At 52.2% G+C, this 16,861-nt stretch carries 16 protein-coding genes; 8 read left to right on the top strand and 8 right to left on the bottom strand.

From position 1 onward, the window contains the following. Positions 1–2: 2 nt before the first annotated feature. On the bottom strand, positions 3–227 hold the full coding sequence (locus IPG22_03855; protein ID MBK6587439.1) for a hypothetical protein: 225 nt from the start codon (positions 225–227) through the stop codon (positions 3–5). 244 nt (positions 228–471) lie between these two features. On the opposite strand from IPG22_03855, the gene IPG22_03850 reads away from it, so the two are divergent. From IPG22_03850 to IPG22_03815, 8 genes are all read left to right on the top strand, one after another. Continuing rightward, positions 472–1,326 (top strand): ATP phosphoribosyltransferase, encoded by an 855-nt coding sequence (locus tag IPG22_03850; GenBank protein MBK6587438.1) that lies wholly within the window; start codon positions 472–474, stop codon positions 1,324–1,326. Between the two features lie 120 nt (positions 1,327–1,446). Beyond that, complete coding sequence (gene hisD, locus IPG22_03845) at positions 1,447–2,745, top strand: histidinol dehydrogenase (protein ID MBK6587437.1); 1,299 nt, start codon at positions 1,447–1,449, stop codon at positions 2,743–2,745. Beyond that, complete coding sequence (gene hisC, locus IPG22_03840; GenBank protein ID MBK6587436.1) at positions 2,735–3,796, top strand: histidinol-phosphate transaminase; 1,062 nt, start codon at positions 2,735–2,737, stop codon at positions 3,794–3,796. Before hisD ends, hisC begins: the two co-directional genes overlap by 11 nt. Before the next feature lie 24 nt (positions 3,797–3,820). Next, positions 3,821–4,918, top strand: coding sequence for a bifunctional histidinol-phosphatase/imidazoleglycerol-phosphate dehydratase HisB (gene hisB / locus IPG22_03835; GenBank protein ID MBK6587435.1), 1,098 nt, complete (start codon positions 3,821–3,823; stop codon positions 4,916–4,918). Beyond that, positions 4,915–5,508, top strand: a complete 594-nt coding sequence (hisH, locus tag IPG22_03830) for an imidazole glycerol phosphate synthase subunit HisH (GenBank protein ID MBK6587434.1) — start codon at positions 4,915–4,917, stop codon at positions 5,506–5,508. The genes hisB and hisH overlap by 4 nt, the downstream gene beginning before the upstream one ends. 181 nt (positions 5,509–5,689) lie before the next feature. Next, entirely contained in the window at positions 5,690–6,412 is a 723-nt protein-coding gene (gene hisA, locus IPG22_03825) for a 1-(5-phosphoribosyl)-5-[(5-phosphoribosylamino)methylideneamino]imidazole-4-carboxamide isomerase (protein MBK6587433.1), read from the top strand. Next, positions 6,402–7,157, top strand: coding sequence for an imidazole glycerol phosphate synthase subunit HisF (gene hisF, locus IPG22_03820; protein ID MBK6587432.1), 756 nt, complete (start codon positions 6,402–6,404; stop codon positions 7,155–7,157). The genes hisA and hisF overlap by 11 nt, the downstream gene beginning before the upstream one ends. Continuing rightward, on the top strand, positions 7,154–7,756 hold the full coding sequence (locus IPG22_03815; protein MBK6587431.1) for a bifunctional phosphoribosyl-AMP cyclohydrolase/phosphoribosyl-ATP diphosphatase HisIE: 603 nt from the start codon (positions 7,154–7,156) through the stop codon (positions 7,754–7,756). The genes hisF and IPG22_03815 overlap by 4 nt, the downstream gene beginning before the upstream one ends. A gap of 277 nt (positions 7,757–8,033) precedes the next feature. On the opposite strand, the gene lpxA is transcribed toward IPG22_03815, so the two are convergent. The 7 genes from lpxA to IPG22_03780 form a co-directional block, all read right to left on the bottom strand. Next, entirely contained in the window at positions 8,034–8,813 is a 780-nt protein-coding gene (lpxA, locus tag IPG22_03810; protein ID MBK6587430.1) for an acyl-ACP--UDP-N-acetylglucosamine O-acyltransferase, read from the bottom strand. Positions 8,814–8,821: 8 nt separating this feature from the next. Further along, on the bottom strand, positions 8,822–9,097 hold the full coding sequence (locus IPG22_03805) for a hypothetical protein (GenBank protein MBK6587429.1): 276 nt from the start codon (positions 9,095–9,097) through the stop codon (positions 8,822–8,824). A 12-nt stretch (positions 9,098–9,109) separates the two neighbouring features. Beyond that, positions 9,110–9,544 carry a 3-hydroxyacyl-ACP dehydratase FabZ gene (gene fabZ / locus IPG22_03800; GenBank protein MBK6587428.1) on the bottom strand — a complete coding sequence of 145 codons (435 nt, stop codon included), beginning with the start codon at positions 9,542–9,544 and terminating at the stop codon, positions 9,110–9,112. Between the two features lie 72 nt (positions 9,545–9,616). Beyond that, entirely contained in the window at positions 9,617–10,213 is a 597-nt protein-coding gene (locus IPG22_03795) for an OmpH family outer membrane protein (protein MBK6587427.1), read from the bottom strand. 89 nt (positions 10,214–10,302) lie between these two features. Continuing rightward, positions 10,303–10,899 carry an OmpH family outer membrane protein gene (locus IPG22_03790; GenBank protein ID MBK6587426.1) on the bottom strand — a complete coding sequence of 199 codons (597 nt, stop codon included), beginning with the start codon at positions 10,897–10,899 and terminating at the stop codon, positions 10,303–10,305. A gap of 181 nt (positions 10,900–11,080) precedes the next feature. Next, positions 11,081–14,167 carry an outer membrane protein assembly factor BamA gene (gene bamA, locus IPG22_03785; protein MBK6587425.1) on the bottom strand — a complete coding sequence of 1,029 codons (3,087 nt, stop codon included), beginning with the start codon at positions 14,165–14,167 and terminating at the stop codon, positions 11,081–11,083. 249 nt (positions 14,168–14,416) lie between these two features. Continuing rightward, positions 14,417–16,810: an ATP-dependent Clp protease ATP-binding subunit gene (locus tag IPG22_03780; protein ID MBK6587424.1), complete on the bottom strand. Its 2,394-nt coding sequence runs from the start codon at positions 16,808–16,810 to the stop codon at positions 14,417–14,419. Between the last annotated feature and the right edge of the window lie 51 nt (positions 16,811–16,861).

Genomic DNA, 16,861 nt, shown 5'->3' with positions numbered 1-16,861 from the left:
GCTCAATGATGATGCTCGCCGGCGACCTCGTTCAGTTTGCTAAGGTCGAGGAGCTTTGAGAACTGGTCAAAGTGGAACATCGTCTCGTCTTTACAATGTTCGCAGAAGAACGTGACGTCTTCGCCGAGGTACATGTCTTTGAGATGATAGGCGATAAAACAGCCGTAGCAACGCTGGATGCGTTTACCAAATTCCTGCAATATCTCTTCTTCGCTGTGGTCGTCCATATGTGTTTTTAGATTTTATCACATGGAGTTTTTCCGGCAGTGCTTGCAAATGATCTCGCGGTGTGGTTTTAATATAAGTCAGGATGCTTAGAGCTTTTTCACACATTCATCTCCACCATCATCACGTAAGCAAATAGCTGCGTGAACTGATACTCGTTTTAACAAAATCGTAAATTAGTTTTAATCCAAACGCCGCGAAACTTCGAATCAAGTCTCGATGGGCGTCGCTTTGTCGTTTTTAGATATGAAATTAAAGATAGCTTTACAAAGATCAGGAAGGTTGTCGGACGGTTCGACCGGGCTGCTGAAAAAATGCGGCATTGGCTTTTCGAATGGGCTCGGCAAGCTGCGGGCCGAGGCGGCGGATTTTCCGCTCGAGATATTTTTCTTGCGGGATGACGACATTCCGGACTATGTGGCTGATGGTGTTGCTGATATAGGGATCGTCGGCGAGAACGTGATCGCCGAGAATCCAAAGGCCGTCGACACGATCGAAAAGCTCGGCTTCGGACGCTGCCGTTTGTCGCTCGCGGTGCCGAAAGGGTTTGAGTATTCGGAATTGTCTCAGCTCGCGGGCAAAAAGATCGCGACGAGCTATCCGAATATTCTGAGAGATTATTTCACATCGCGAGGTGTGTCAGCAGACATCCACGAGATCAGCGGCTCGGTTGAGATCGCTCCGTCGATCGGGCTGGCCGATGCGGTTTGCGATCTGGTGAGCTCGGGCAGCACTTTGTTTTCGAACGGTTTGAAAGAGGTTGAGACTGTGATGTTGTCGGAGGCAGTTTTGATAACGCGGCGTGATCTCGGGCCAGAACAACAGGCGATCCTCGACAGGCTTCTATTCCGCATCCGCAGCGTAAAAGCTGCAGCTCAAAACAAATACATTTTGCTCAACGCTCCCGTCGAAAGGGTCGACGAGATCAAACGCCTCCTGCCCGGAATGCGAAGCCCTTCAATGGTGCCGCTCGCTGATGAAGGCTGGGTTTCACTGCATTCGGTCGTGAGCGAAACAGATTTTTGGGAAGTCGTGGACCAGCTAAAAAATGCGGGAGCTGAGGGAATCCTCGTTCTCTCGATCGATCAGATGATCAGGTAATAAATTCTGCGTGACCTCTGTGGGCTTTGCTCCGTGTTCTCAGTGTTTAAGAACGCTTCTTAACACAAAGACCACAAAGTTCCTTCACAAAAGACATGGGAAGAAAGGTTAGTGAACGAAATGCAAATAATAAAGAAGCCATCAAAAGAAACCTGGGCCGCGATGCTCAAGCGCCCGACGATCGACACCGTCTTTCTCGAACGCACGGTCGCGAACATCCTCAAAGACGTCCGCGAACATGGAGATTCGGCTCTGCGCCATTGTGCCAGGCATTTCGACAAGGTCGAGATGGAAGAGTTTTTGGTGACCGAAGACGAATTTCTAGAAGCAGATGCCCTCGTTCCTCAGGAACTAAAGGACGCGATCGCGGTTGCGAAAGCTAATATCGAGAAGTTTCACGCCGTCGACCACAGCGCTCGAAACGTCATCGAGACAACGCCGGGCGTGTTTTGCTGGAGAAAGAACGTTGCGATCGAAAAAGTCGGACTTTACGTTCCGGCAGGAAGTGCTCCACTGTTTTCGACGGTGCTGATGCTTGTCATCCCGGCGAAACTTGCGGGCTGCCGAGAGATCGTCGTTACATCGCCGCCGAATAAGGAAGGAAAGATCGATCCGACGACGCTGTATGCAGCGCGGCTTTGCGGGGCGACCAAGGTTTTCAAGATCGGCGGTGCTCAGGCGATCGGGGCTTTGGCGTATGGGACGGAGACTGTTCCGTCGGTTTACAAGATCTTTGGGCCGGGGAATCAATTTGTTACTGAGGCAAAGCTGCAGGTTCTGCGTTCAGGTGTCGCGATCGACATGCCGGCCGGGCCGTCAGAAGTTGCCGTTTTGGCGGACGAAGGCAGCGTACCGGCGTTTGTCGCGACAGATCTGCTTTCGCAGGCTGAACACGGGCCGGACAGTCAGGTTATTCTGGTCTCGACTTCGGAAACCGTGATCAACGAAACGCTCGCCGAGGTCGATCGTCAGATCGAGACGCTTTCACGAAAGCAGACCGCAGCGGCAGCGATCCAGAATTCGAAAGCGATATTGGTCGAGACACTGGAAGACGGCATCGAACTACTCAACGAATACGGTCCAGAACATCTCATTATCGCCACACAAAACGCCGACGAGATCGCGGAAACGATCATCAACGCGGGCTCCGTTTTCATCGGAAACTACTCGTGCGAGAGTGCAGGAGATTATGCGTCGGGGACGAATCACACGCTGCCGACCGGCGGTGCGGCCCGGGCGTACAGCGGCGTGTCGGTCGCGAGCTTTACAAAAAGCATCACGTTTCAACGTCTGACTGCCGAAGGCATTCAAAATCTCGGCCCGACGATCGAAACGATGGCCGCCGCCGAAGGGCTCGACGCGCACAAAAATGCCGTCGCGATCAGACGCGAATGGAGCGGAGGTCGGGATGACGTTTGATCTGCAGAGCCTGGTGCGTAAAAACGTCAGGAGTCTAAAACCGTATTCGTCGGCACGATCCGAATTCGAGGGCTCGGCCGAGGTGTTTCTCGACGCTAACGAGAATGCGTTCGGTTCGCCTGCTGGCTTTGGGCTCAACCGCTATCCTGACCCTCTTCAGCGTGAACTGAAAGATCGGATCGCGGCGATGAAAGGCGTTTCGCCGTCGCAGATATTTGTCGGGAACGGCAGCGACGAAGCGATCGACCTGCTGTTTCGCATCTTCTGCGAGCCCGGACGCGACGAAGTGATCACGTGCCCGCCGACGTACGGAATGTATCGTGTCTCGGCGGATATAAATGATGTAGGGGTCCGCGAGATACGCCTGACGTATGATTTTCAGCTCGACGTTCCGGCGATCCTCGCAGCCATTTCAGCTTCAACAAAACTTATCTTTATCTGCTCGCCAAACAATCCGACGGGCAATCTGATGAGCCGCGGATCGGTGCTGGAGATCGCACGGGAGTTTGACGGGATCGTTGTTGTTGACGAGGCGTATATTGATTTTGCGGACGAACCGTCAATGATCGCTGAACTTTCCGAACAGCCGAATCTCGTCGTTCTACAGACATTCTCAAAAGCCTGGGGAATGGCTGGCGTTCGCGTTGGACTAGCCTTTGCGAGCAGCGAGATAATCGACCTGATTAACCGCGTAAAGCCGCCATACAACGTCAGCGGCGTTGCCCAGCAGGCCGTGATCGACGCTCTGGACGGCGAAGCGACGGTAAACGCGTGGATCGATGCTGCTAAAGCCGAGCGGTTGCGGTTAGAAAATTCGTTGATCGGCCTCGACATCGTGCAGCGAGTCTATCCATCTGACGCAAATTTTCTGCTGGTTAAGGTTGATGATGCCAACGCCATTTATCAATACTTGATCGAGGAGAAGATCGTCGTTCGCAATCGAAACAACGTCGAGCTTTGCGAAGGCTGTTTGCGGATCACGGTTGGAACGCCGGAAGAAAATGAACGGCTGTTGGCCGCCTCTGTTCGATTCGGAATAAGTGATAGCTAATAGCTGATAACTGATAACAAAACTATGCAAAAAGTACTTTTCATTGACCGCGACGGGACATTGATACGGGAACCCGATGATTTTCAGGTCGATCTGCTTGAGAAACTGCGGTTTTTGCCGGGTGTGATAACCAATCTTGCGAAAATCGCTCGCGAGACCGATTTCGTGCTCGTTATGGTGACGAATCAGGATGGCCTTGGAACGGAGAGTTTTCCCGAGACCGCATTTCATCCGGCGCAGAATTTTGTCATTCAGGCTCTAGCGGACGAGGGAATTGAGTTTGCGGACATTTTTGTCGACCGTACCTTTTCGCACGAAAATGCACCAACCCGAAAGCCGGGAACGGCGCTGCTGACGAAATATTTGACCGGCGAATACGATCTCGCGAATTCATACGTCATCGGTGACCGGCCGACGGATGTTCAGCTTGCGAAGAATCTCGGGTCGAAGGCGATCTATATTCGCAATCCGTCTTTTCCGCTCGAGGGCGATGAATCGGCGGTTACGGTCGATGATTGGAGTGACATTTACGATCTGCTCCGTGCTCCGGAACGACGCGTTACGCATACTCGCAACACGAAAGAGACCGAGATCACGGTCGAATTGAACCTCGACGGAGCCGGCAGTTCATCAATCTCGACCGGGATCTCGTTCTTTGACCATATGCTCGAACAGCTTGCTCGCCATGGCGGGCTCGACCTTTCGATCAAGGCCGACGGCGATCTGCATATCGACGAACACCACACGATAGAGGACGTCGCGATAACTCTCGGCGAGGCGTTTTCGCTTGCATTGGCTGATAAACGCGGAATGGAGCGTTACGGATATTGTCTTCCAATGGACGATTGCCTGGCGCAGGTCGCGATCGATTTTGGCGGGCGGAATTGGATCGTTTGGGATGCGGAATTCAAACGCGAAATGATCGGCGAGATGCCGACGGAGATGTTCTTTCATTTCTTTAAGTCGTTCTCGGACAAGGCTTTGTGCAACCTGAATATCAGCGCGACAGGTACTATCGAACACCACAAGATCGAGGCGATCTTTAAAGCATTTGCTAAGGCAATCAAGATGGCGGTCCGCCGAGAGGGAAGCCAGTTGCCGACCACTAAAGGAGTTTTGTGAAAGTAGCGATCGTTAAATACAACGGCGGAAATACGGCCTCGGTCGCGAATGCTCTGATCCGTCTTGGTGTCGAGCCTTTGGTTACTGACGTTGCAGACGAATTGCGAGCGGCGGACAAAGTTATCTTTCCAGGCGTTGGCGAGGCTTCGACGGCGATGAAGTATCTGCGTGAACGCGGGCTCGATTCGGTAATCCGTTCGCTGACGACGCCGGTTTTGGGAATTTGCCTCGGGATGCAGTTGATGTGCGAGGCGTCGGAGGAAAACGAGACGGAATGTCTGGGCATAATGCCGTATCGCGTTCGCCGGTTTGAGTCGGACACGCTGAAGATACCGCATACGGGGTGGAACCGGATCACAGAGCTTAATTCACCTTTATTTGACGGCGTTGCGGAAGGCGAGCGTGTCTATTTCGTGCACGGTTATTATGTCGAAACAGGTGAGAGCACAACCGCGACATCTGAATATGGCCAAAGGTTTAGTGCCGCGATCGGCCGCGACAATTTTCACGCGATCCAGTTTCACCCCGAGAAATCGGGCTTCGTGGGAACATCTGAAGATTTCCTTAGATTTGTTACCCGCCTGTTTTAGTTGGAGGTGTCCTGGTGGCCTTCGGGCCCCCTTTTTTGGGGTTTTGTGTTTAAAAGAGTTTTTCTTAACACAGAGGCCGCCGAGGCGAAGACACGGAGACCCCGGAGAAATCGAACTGAACCAGTATTGACAGGCTCGTCTCAAGCCATGTGGACAGGAAGTAATTATTGCTGAAATAAATATGATCGAAATAATTCCCGCAATGGATCTGATCGGCGGCAAATGCGTGCGGCTCACGCAGGGCGATTTTTCGCGGAAGACGGTATACTCCGACGACCCGCTTGAAACGGCGAAGCGGTTTGAGGATGCAGGTTTGCGGCGGCTGCATATGGTCGATCTGGACGGTGCCCGGACGGGAGCACCGGCGAATCTGCACGTGCTTAAAAAGGTCGCGACCGGAACGAAACTCACTATCGATTTCAGCGGCGGCTTGAAGACGGAATCGGACGTTGCAGCGGTTTTTGATACCGGTGCGGCGATCGCTACGGTTGGCAGCGTTGCGGTAAAACAGCCCGAGCTTTTCCTGTCGTGGGTCGAGAAGTTCGGCAGCGAAAAGATGCTGCTGGGGGCAGATTCCCGCGGCGGGAAGGTTGCGATAAATGGCTGGCAGACCGACACGACAACGCCCGTTCTGGCGTTCCTCAGGAATTTCGCTGAGCGAGGCGTGACCAACGCTTTTGTCACCGATATCGCGAGTGACGGCGCAATGAAAGGGCCGTCGTTCAAGCTTTATCGGCAGATCAGGGCGGCGATCGCTGAGATACATCTGATAGCAAGCGGCGGCGTCACCTCGGTTGCGGATATCGACGAGCTTGACCGGATCGGCTGCTCGGGCGTGATCGTCGGCAAGGCCCTTTACGAGCAAAACATAAAATTGGAGGACCTCGCTAAATATGCTGGCTAAACGCATCGTCCCGTGCCTGGACGTTAAGGACGGACGCACCGTCAAAGGCACAAATTTCCTCGGGCTCCGCGATGCGGGCGATCCGGTCGAGCTGGCGGCGAGGTATTCGGCTGAGGGCGCCGACGAACTCGTCCTGCTCGACATCTCAGCCACCAACGAACGCCGCAAGACCTTTGCCGATATCGTGCGTCGTGTGGCGGCGGAGATCAATATTCCGTTCACGGTCGGCGGCGGTATCTCAACGGTGGAAGACATCGGGGCGTTGCTGGATTGTGGAGCTGATAAGGTTTCGATCAATACGGCAGCGGTGAAAGAACCCTCGATCCTGAGCGATTCGGCAGCGAATTTTGGTTCACAATGCATCGTTCTCGCTATTGATGCAAAGGAAACTGATGACGGCTGGAAGGTCTTTCTGAACGGCGGCAGAGTCCCGACCGATCTCGATGCTGTCGATTGGTCAAAACGCGGTGTTGAACTCGGTGCGGGCGAGATATTACTTACGTCAATGAACGCCGACGGCACAAAGGACGGATTTGAGATCGGGCTGACGCGTGATATTTCCAATGCTGTCAGCGTTCCCGTCATCGCTTCGGGAGGAGCCGGAACGATGGATCATTTTGCGGATGTTTTCGCGATCGGCAATGCGGATGCGGCACTCGCGGCGAGCGTGTTTCACTACGGCGAGATCGAAATTCCAGAGTTAAAAGCATTCCTCGAAATGAGGGGGATCGAGGTGCGGATATGAATTTGAATTATCAAAAGTACGCCGATGGATTGGTTCCGGCGATCGTTCAGGATGCGGATACGCAAACGGTTCTGATGCTCGGCTTCATGAATGCCGAGGCTTTGACGCTGACGCGGGAAACAGGCCGGGTAACGTTCTACTCGCGTTCGCGGCAGCAGCTTTGGACCAAAGGCGAAACGAGCGGGAATTTCCTGGACGTTGTTTCGATAACAGCCGATTGTGATGAAGACACTCTGCTAATAACCGCTCGGCCCGCTGGGCCGGTTTGTCATACGGGAGCAGGCTCTTGTTTTGGGGCGGCGAATGTAATGCAGCAGCCGATCGACCTATTGGTAGAGCTTGAAAACACTATCGACGAACGGCGTCGTGAGCAGCCCGAGGACTCGTATGTCGCCAGCCTTTTTGCAAAGGGAATTAACAAGATCGCACAAAAAGTAGGCGAGGAAGCGGTCGAACTGGTGATCGAGGCAAAGGATAACGACGCTGACAGGTTTAGGTCAGAGGCGGCGGATCTGTTGTTTCACTATCTGGTACTTCTACGGGCGAAGGGCGTTTCGATTGGTGATGTGATCGAGGAGTTGGATGGGCGACGAAAATGAACGACGAGGTCTGAATTCGGAATTCTGTGACGCGTTTAGGTAGAGCAGTTTTGCCCTAGTAGACCTTTGACCAATCTGCCGGATACCTCTACCAATCGGGGCATTTGTGACCGACAAGCCGGCCTATTCCTGTGACCAATCCGGTCGTTTCGCGTTTGATAAAGCCGTAAACAGGGCGTTTTGTGAAAAGTGTGAAACGATTCACACTTTTTGAGACCCAGTTTTCTCGGAGGCAAATAATTCACCTTTTTTCACCCCCCAAAAACTGATCTCCCGGTTATTTTACGACACCGCGTTTCGCGTTCGCGATGAAGTCGAGCAGCAGGTCGACCTCTTTACAGCCGGTGATCTCCTCGCTGATCTTTTCGACGGCCTGGGTGGTGTTTAGCTTTGATGAGAGCAGCAGGCGGAAGGCGTGGTTTAGGTGGTCTATGGTTTCTTTGGCGTAGCCACGGCGGCGCATGCCAACGCTATTGAGGCCGTAGCATTTGGCGTGGTTGCCCTGGATCGTGGCGTACGGCATCGCGTCTTTTACGACGACCGAATAGCCGCCGATAAAGGCTTCGAGCCCGACGCGGCAGAATTGATGGACCCCGGAATATGCTCCGACGCTGGCGCGGTCCGCGACCTCGACGTGCCCGGCCAGCGTTGCAGCGTTGGCCATGATTATCTCGCTGCCAAGTTGGCAATCGTGTGCGACGTGGGCCTGAGCCATCAGTAGATTGCCGTCGCCGATCCTGGTCATTCCGCCGCCGCCCTCGGTACCGCGATGGATCGTGACGAATTCGCGAATGTGATTTCGTTTACCGATCTCGGTTCCCGTAGGTTCGCCCGAGTATTTCAGATCCTGCGGAGCAAGTCCGATCGAGACGAACGGGAAAACGTGGGTTTCATCGCCGATAGTTGTTCGACCGTCGACGACGACATGCGATTCCAGACGGACGCCGTTTCCGAGTTCGACGTTTTCTCCAATTGAACAGAAAGGGCCAATATAAGAATCGTCACCGATTCTCGCCCCGTCGGAAATGATCGCAGTTTCGTGCTTATAGAAAGTCATTGCGGAAGTTAGAAAACTACGGCGTCGTCGTCTACTTTCGGATCGGTGCCCTTTTTTCTCAAAATAAGTACGGTAAATACTATCGTAAGGACAACCGCGATCAATGGTGAAAATGCTCCGGCAACGCCGGCAAGAATAAACCCGACAAGGCCCATATTCCTTTTTTTACGTTTTATCCCGAGAATTAGAGGGATCGTGCCGAAGATCAGCCCGATTACTATCCCCGCAGCCAAAATGTAGTAAAAATACTGCTGATAAAGCTCCTGCATTTGTGCCTGATCCATACGATTTTCTCCCTACGATCTGTTCGCGATGATCGACAGTATCTCAGCTTCGGCCGTGATCTGGCCGTCGACGCTCGCGACGCCGTGCATCTTTTGAACTTTGCTTCCAATACGAAGGGCAGTTACCTCTAAACGGAGCGTGTCGCCTGGTACAACCGGACGGCGGAACCGGCAGTTGTCGATACCGGTAAAGAACGGGATCTTCGAATCGCGGTCTTCGAATTCGCGCAGAGCAAGTATCGCCCCCACCTGAGCCAGAGCTTCGATCTGCAGAACACCCGGCATTACCGGAGCACCCGGAAAATGGCCCTGAAAAAACTGCTCATTTGCCGTTACCTGCTTAATGCCGACGATCCGTACCCGCGGTTCGAGTTCGATGATCTTATCGACCAGCAAGAATGGATAGCGGTGCGGAAGAATATTTTGTATCGCGACCGAATCAAGGATTGACATAATCTTTACACGAAATGTAATCAAAAAAGCTGGCAAAAGGCAATTTTGCCGGAGGCAAATCCCTATCTACCGGGGGACCGGAGCAATGGCCGTTACCGGACGTGTGTTGTAGTAGGTGATAAATTCCTTCGTGATATCGTACTTTTCGGACGCATAGATCAGTATTCCACTCTGATCCTTTGATGCGTCGAACACCAGGCCGTAATCCTTTGATTTTAAGTATTCACCAAGCGTCTTCAGAACCTCGGAATATACCGGGCCTACGATCTCGTTCTGGCGCTTTTGAGCCAAGGCATTGAATTCGTCTTCCTGATACTTACCTTCGCGTTTCAGGCGGTCAAGCTCATCGACCTTGCTCTGGACCGTTTTCTCGTCAATCGGAATGCCCTTCGAGGCGTTCGCCTGAAATGTCGCCATCTCCTTGTTCAGAGCATCAATTCGAGCAACGAGCTGCTGAACGGAATTGCGCTTCGGAGCAAGCTCGTTTGCAAGGGTCTTCGAGGCGGAAACTATCTTTGTGATACCGAGCTTTTCATTAAAAAAGACCGCAGTATCGATGACAACGATCTTCGGAGCCGACGCCGACTGAGCCTGGGCTGAAATGCAAATGCTCGAAAAAGCCACAAAAAGAATACTAAAAACGAAAGAACGAGTGACGGACATAGTGCAAAATACTCCTGCGTAAATGTTTGAAGGCCAGAGAGATCTGTGTCTCGTCTGACCTTCAGCCTTAGAAACTGTCTGAGAAGACCTTATTTAGGTGCAACGGCCGTGGCGGTTCCTGCCGGGCGAGCGTTGTAATAAGTGATAAATTCCTTAGTGATGTTCGCACCCGGATCAAGAGCAAGGATCGCATTTGCACTCGCCAGAGCAGCGATGTCGAGAACGACGGCGTAGCCTTTGGCCTTCGCAAAATCCTGGATCGCTTTGCTGATGTCAGCGGAAACGGGGCCTAGTACTTCGCCGCTACGTTTTTCAACTGCTGCGTCGTATTCCTTCTTCTTGAACTCGAACTCACGCTGCAGACGCTGTCCCTCATCCTGTTTTGCCAGAATTGCCTTCTGGTCGACCGGTACGCCCGGCTTCTGGAGAGCTTCGAGGTCCTTGGCGATCGTCTGAACCTTGGTCTGAATACTCTGCAGTTCGGTAACGCGGGGCTTCATTTCATTATCAAGCGCCGTGAGGGCGGTATTGTATTTGGTGACGCCCTCTTTTGGATCGGCAAATGCACCAGTGTCGAGCCATCCGATCTTGGTCATTGCAGGCTGAGCACCAGCCTGAGCAAATGCAGAAACGGCAAACACCGCTGCGAAAACAAAGCTGAGGGCAAACGTAGTAAATCTTTTCATTATCTTGTGAAACTCCTTAATCTGACAGAAAGACCTAATCGCCCCTCTAATCTTCATATTTCTTTGAAACCTATTTTACGAAAACTGTTGCTTACGGTTTCTAAAAAAGAATAGCAATGTTATCGAAAACCGTTGTTAAAATCAATTTGACCGGTGCTCCGCCTTGGGGCAGAACCATAACCTAGAATGTCCGTCCGACAGTAAATCTGAATCCACTCCGTTTGCCCGGCAAGAATATACCTGGCAGTTCTTCGGTGAAACCGAGATTCGCGTTCGGATTGTAATAGTATATCAGGCGGAACGGAACGTTAACGATCGGTACCTGGATGCGAAATTCGACACCGAGGCTCGCCTTGAAATCTTTCAATTTATTGAACTTAGCATTATCGACGTCGAGCAGTGAATTCTGCTGCACGTCGCCGCGAAGGAATAGCTGCTGAACCTGCGGCGAAAGACTCGTTGGGCATCCGAACCGGTTTCCGCGGCAAAACTCGTTAATGTAATCCGTCTTGGTCATTACGCGCCCACGATAGTAAAGGATACTGCCGAAGCTGCTTTCCAATACCGGCGTATTGATCAGGCCGAGAGCGGTTAGACGCCCGGCACCAAGGAAAGTCTCGTCCGGCAGAAATTCGCTGTTGATGCCCTGCGAGCCTGATTTTCGTAAATTAAAAACTGAGCCAACGTCGGCAAAAAACGCGAGCGTGGCTGGCCCGAAGATCGGCAAACGATATTCGACGTTGGTCAAAAGCTGCGTGTCACCACCGATGAAGCGGTAATTTTTCGAGAACAAGGCCGGATTCGCACCGCTGATTCCTGTTACCTGTCCCAGTGTGATGAGCTCGTTAACGTCTCGGGTCGGCAAGCCGGTGTTTGTATCATGAGTTCCCGAGGAGTTTGTCGTAAGTACAACATTCCGGCTCGTTACGTAAGTATCAAACGGGGCGACGGGCCCGATAGAACGCGAATTGTAACCGCGAATATCATTCTCACTTCCTAAGTAATAACGCTCATATGCCGGGACGCCGCCGACGAACGAGATCGAGTTAGCATTTCGTATCTTGTCCGTGATGGACCAGGTTCCGATAGTTCCGGCCTGAATTCTGAAGGCAAGGATGTGCGGATTCTTGGACCGTTTATTTCTGACCGGAATAAACTGCGAATAGGTAATATTCGGCTGGTACGTTCTGACGTCACCGCCGAGCCCAGCGAAGGCGGCCGTGATCGAGAGCGATTTACCGTTAAGCGTGTCAATACCGTTGGCTGCTGGCTGGCGCGTGTCGTACGCAAACGTTCCAGTTATGCGGCTCGTGATGATATTCGGCTGGCGATAGATGACCGGAATGGTAGCCGCCGGATCAGCACTCGCATTGACTTCAGGATCGGCAATGCTTGTCGCTGACAACTGATAAGTCAGGCCAACTCGTGAGAACTGCGTAAAGCGTCGTTTCTTAAAGAACAACTCCGACAACGGTGCAGTAGCAAACACATTTGCGCCATACGTTGTTTGGGTAAAGAGGTTGCTCTCGTCCGTAGTGACAGTTCCATACGGATTGTAGAGATCATTCAAGATGTCCTGGTTCTGTGTCAGGTATGTGCCTTCGCCAAAGAACTTATAGCGGCTCGCGAATACCGAGAAACCAACTGAGACTGGACGATCGCGGAAATAAGGCTGCTGATACGTAAACTGCAGGCTCTGCTGACGGTTGCCAGCTCCCATATTGAATGACAGTATCTCACCCGTTCCAGCGAGGTTGTTGGTTGAATATTCGAGGCCGAAGAACGAACCGCCGATGCCCGACAAACCGCCGTTGAACGAGATCTGCTGACGGCCTTTTTCTTTGACCTTTACGATCAGGTCGACGTCGCCTTTCTCTTCATCCGTGCGGATCTCGACATCTTGGTCCTTGTCGATCGGGTCAAAATACTGAGTTTGGTTGAGGCGGGCGACCGAGATATCGAGGTAATTCTGATTATAGATGTCGCCTTCATTTATAAGAACCTCACGACGCAAAACCTTGTCACGGGTAAACGTATTACCTGTGAACTCCAGACGTCGAAGCGTGAACTGCTTACCTTCTTCGATGGTGATCGTGATATCGACAATACCTTCATCCGGCTTTGCCGGATTGTCTTTGAATTGCGGGTCAAATTCTGCCGTGTATTGAACAAAGCCTTGCTGGCCATAGGCTTTTTTCAGATCTTCATAAATCGCATCCTGGAGTCTTTTTCCATCAGCGATCTCGCCTTTTCTAAGTCCGACATACGCGAGGATGAGTTGCTCGGAGAAGATCGAATTGCCCTCGACCTTAAGGTCACCGACGCGGAAAACCTTGCCCTCCGTGACCGGGATCCTGATCTTGAGGGTGTCGTCTTTTGAAGTGACAAGTGGCAGCGGGAAGGCTTTCAACAGCGGGAATCCGGTTCTTTTATAGCCGAGGCCAACGACCTCAGGTTCTCCGATACGAGCCTGGAAGTAACCTTTCGACCACATGTAAGCACGGACATTCTTTTGCAGGTCATACTCGAGTTTTCGCAGGTCGAGTATGTCCATACCCTTAACTCTCGAGATCAAGCCGGTTTCCTTTACCAACGTCAGGGCATCCCTCAGTTCGCCATCCTTAAATTTCTGGTTTCCCTCAAAGTCGATCTCGATAATTCGAGATCGATATCCTTGTTCAATGTTAAAGGTGATAGCGACCGAGGTTGCAGATACGGCCTCTTCCTCGAGCTCCACTTTGGCATTCGGAAATCCCTTGGAAGCAAGCATTTCTCGAAGGATCCTTTTAGCTCCCTGAGCTTTTACAGGATCGTAGATGGCTTCCTTAGAAACGCCGACGCGTTTTTCGCGGAACTCTTTGAGAATGTCAGCCTCCGTTAAAGCCTTCGCCCCTTTGAACTGAAGATCACGAATGATAGGCAATTCAACTACTTCGAAGATCACGTTAACGCCGCCGCGAATGCCGTCTTCGACGAGAACACGCGTTTTAACTTTATCGAAGAAGTTCAGCGAGAGTAGTTCCTGGAGATCGCGTTCGAGAGCGGCCGGATCGTAAACGTCACCGGCACGGACCTTGGTAAAATAGAGCAGATCGTCGTCACGAAGACGGCGGTTGCCCTGAATATCGACGCTTTCGACGATCTGTTGAGACTTAGCAGCGGCCGGAGCGATGTCTTTTTTCGCACTGCTTTTGGTGTTGGCAATTGCCGGAAAAGCCAGGATTGCCGACACCAAGACGACATATCCGAGTGCGCGAAGATTGTTCATAAACCGGAAACTTCCCTATTAATGCGAATTTCAAAGCCCCTGAAAGGCTTTTCATTTAGCCGCTAAAGTCTTGCAGAATAATAAGATAAATCAACAATAACGGCGTATCAAAGTCGGATTTTACTTGCCTAGTTTGATTCTCGAGATAACGCGCAGGTTGCCCTCGAGAACTGACTAGCAAACTTTCGAATTATACAGGGAAATTAGGGAAAACGGAATTGAGCGCGGGCACGAATGCCCGCGCTTTAATTAGGCTTTTTGTGTAAGTTCTTTTGCGGCCTTTTTCGCACGGACTTCGCGGAAGGCAAGTTTGTCTGTTGCGGCGTAGATCTCGACGGTACTTTCGCTGGTGACTTCGCCCTGGATAAGTGCCTCCGAGAGTTCGTCTTCGACGTATTTTTGCAGGGCTCGTTTGAGCGGACGGGCGCCGTATTTGCGGTCACCGCAGGTTTTGTGGATGAGCCACTTTCGGGCGTCATCGGTGAGAATTATCTTCAGTTCCCGATTCTCAACGATCTTGTTGAGACGGCCGATCTGAAGGTCGAGGATCTGGAAAAGATCTTCGTCGTTCAGCTCGTCAAAGAGAATGATTTCGTCGAGACGATTGATAAATTCAGGGGCAAATGTCTGTTTGACGTGCGACATTACCTCGTCTTCGATCTGCTCGCGGGTTGCGGCGGCATTTGCCTGGAAGCCGAGCGAAGTGCGTTTCTGGATAACACGTGCACCCAGGTTTGAGGTCATGATGAAGATCGCGTGCTTGCAATCCACGGTTTGCCCAAGGGCGTCGGTTAGAATACCATCCTCAAAAACCTGAAGCAGCACATTGAACAGATCGGGATGAGCCTTTTCGACCTCATCAAACAACACGACCGCGTAAGGCGAGCGGCGAAGTTTTTCCGTAAGCTGTCCGCCTTCCTCATGGCCGACATATCCCGGAGGCGAGCCTATGAATTTTGATACCGCGTGTTTCTCCATGAATTCGCTCATGTCGAAGCGGATCAGAGCTCGTTCGGAGCCAAACAAATATTCAGCGATCGAGCGGGCAACCTCAGTTTTGCCGACGCCGGTCGGGCCAAGGAAAAGAAATGAACCGACCGGACGGCTCGGATTCTTGAGTCCGGCTCGTGAGCGACGGATAGCGCGCGCAAGGGCAGAAATTGCCGGACGCTGCGAAATGATCCGCTCCTGCAGGGCCGTTTCGATGGTGAGCAGCTTTTCAGCTTCTTTTTGCTTTACGGATGATACCGGAACGCCGGTCCAGCGAGCGATCACCTCATCGACATCATCCTTAGAAACCTCGACCGCGAAGAACGAATCTTCGAGCGAGCGTAATTCCAGGGAGATCAGCTGATCTTCGCTCGCGGCGGCACGTTTCCAGTTCTCGACCGCTTCTTTCCACGATGGTTCGCCACGATTTTCGTGCTGGTATCGCAATTTGGCACGAGCCCCGGCTTCGTCTAGAACGTCAATCGCTTTGTCGGGCAGAAAACGGTCGGGAATATAACGATTTGATTGAGTAACAGCCGCAATGAGAGCGTCCTTGGAATACCGAAGTTGATGAAACGCTTCGTACCGCTCGACGACACCCTGAATGATCTCGATGGCTTCGGCTTCTGTTGGTGGCTCGACCTTGACCGATTGGAAACGGCGTTCCAGAGCACGGTCCTTTTCTATCGTCTTGCGATATTCGCCAGGCGTCGTTGCCCCAATGCATTGAATGTCGCCGCGTGACAGAGCGGGCTTCAGAATATTTGCCGCATCAAGCGTGCCTTCTGCGGAACCTGCTCCGACGAGCGTGTGCAGCTCATCAATGAAAACGATATTCTCATCGCTTTCCTTCAGCTCGGCCATTATTTTTTTCAACCGTTCTTCGAACTGGCCGCGGTATTTTGTTCCGGCTACTATGAGCGAGAGGTCGAGCGAAAGAATGCGTTTGTTTTCGAGAAAGGTCGGAACGTTCTTATCAACGATCCGCTGAGCGAGGCCCTCGACGATGGCGGTTTTGCCGACACCGGATTCGCCGATCAACACGGGATTATTTTTTGTGCGCCGGCATAGAATTTCGATGATGCGTTCGAGTTCCTGTTCGCGCCCGACGAGCGGGTCGAGACGGCCTTCGGCGGCGTCGATGGTTAGGTCGCGCGTGAATTCCGCGAGGCTCGGCGTTTTTGGATTCTCCGGCTTGCCGGTTAAAACGCCCGGAACCCCGCTCTGCCGCGTCATCTCGTCGCGAACGTCATTTAAGCGCAGCCCGTAACCAAAAAGTATTTCAGCCGCGACACTTTTCTCCTCGCGGACAATGCCGAGCAGCAGATGCTCAGGGCCGATGTGACGGTTCTTTAGCTGACGGCTTTCGTCGTTAGCATAAAATAGAATTTGTTTGGTCGCGGGTGAAAGATGAAGTTCGGAGGACTGCGGAATGCGATCCCTCAGGACGATCCGTTCCTCGACATCGCGGCGGATCGAATCAACGGTAAGTACATGCCTAAACGGGAAGAAGCGGGCAGACAATGTCTTATCCTCACGCATGAGGCCGAGCAGGATGTGCTCCGGCGCAATTACTTGCGAACCATATTGGAGGGCTTCGTATCGGGCAAAAAAGATCACCCTGCGGGACCTCTCCGTGTAGCGTTCAAACATAGAATTCTTCTTCCGGGCTTTCGCTATTTAAAATAGTATAGCGAAAATCCA

It is taken from the genome of Acidobacteriota bacterium, from assembly GCA_016703965.1.
Taxonomy (GTDB): Bacteria; Acidobacteriota; Blastocatellia; order Pyrinomonadales; family Pyrinomonadaceae; genus OLB17.
The sequence above is the reverse complement of the archived record's forward strand: the minus strand, read 5'-3'. Positions and strand labels throughout refer to the sequence as shown.

What these genes read in the sequence shown, in the direction of transcription:
- IPG22_03855 (MBK6587439.1), bottom strand. Translation starts at nt 227, where the DNA reads ATGGACGACCACAGCGAAGAAGAGATATTGCAGGAATTTGGTAAACGC.
- IPG22_03850 (MBK6587438.1), top strand. Translation starts at nt 472, where the DNA reads ATGAAATTAAAGATAGCTTTACAAAGATCAGGAAGGTTGTCGGACGGT.
- hisD (MBK6587437.1), top strand. Translation starts at nt 1,447, where the DNA reads ATGCAAATAATAAAGAAGCCATCAAAAGAAACCTGGGCCGCGATGCTC.
- hisC (MBK6587436.1), top strand. Translation starts at nt 2,735, where the DNA reads ATGACGTTTGATCTGCAGAGCCTGGTGCGTAAAAACGTCAGGAGTCTA.
- hisB (MBK6587435.1), top strand. Translation starts at nt 3,821, where the DNA reads ATGCAAAAAGTACTTTTCATTGACCGCGACGGGACATTGATACGGGAA.
- hisA (MBK6587433.1), top strand. Translation starts at nt 5,690, where the DNA reads ATGATCGAAATAATTCCCGCAATGGATCTGATCGGCGGCAAATGCGTG.
- hisF (MBK6587432.1), top strand. Translation starts at nt 6,402, where the DNA reads ATGCTGGCTAAACGCATCGTCCCGTGCCTGGACGTTAAGGACGGACGC.
- IPG22_03815 (MBK6587431.1), top strand. Translation starts at nt 7,154, where the DNA reads ATGAATTTGAATTATCAAAAGTACGCCGATGGATTGGTTCCGGCGATC.
- lpxA (MBK6587430.1), bottom strand. Translation starts at nt 8,813, where the DNA reads ATGACTTTCTATAAGCACGAAACTGCGATCATTTCCGACGGGGCGAGA.
- IPG22_03805 (MBK6587429.1), bottom strand. Translation starts at nt 9,097, where the DNA reads ATGGATCAGGCACAAATGCAGGAGCTTTATCAGCAGTATTTTTACTAC.
- IPG22_03795 (MBK6587427.1), bottom strand. Translation starts at nt 10,213, where the DNA reads ATGTCCGTCACTCGTTCTTTCGTTTTTAGTATTCTTTTTGTGGCTTTT.
- IPG22_03790 (MBK6587426.1), bottom strand. Translation starts at nt 10,899, where the DNA reads ATGAAAAGATTTACTACGTTTGCCCTCAGCTTTGTTTTCGCAGCGGTG.
- bamA (MBK6587425.1), bottom strand. Translation starts at nt 14,167, where the DNA reads ATGAACAATCTTCGCGCACTCGGATATGTCGTCTTGGTGTCGGCAATC.
- IPG22_03780 (MBK6587424.1), bottom strand. Translation starts at nt 16,810, where the DNA reads ATGTTTGAACGCTACACGGAGAGGTCCCGCAGGGTGATCTTTTTTGCC.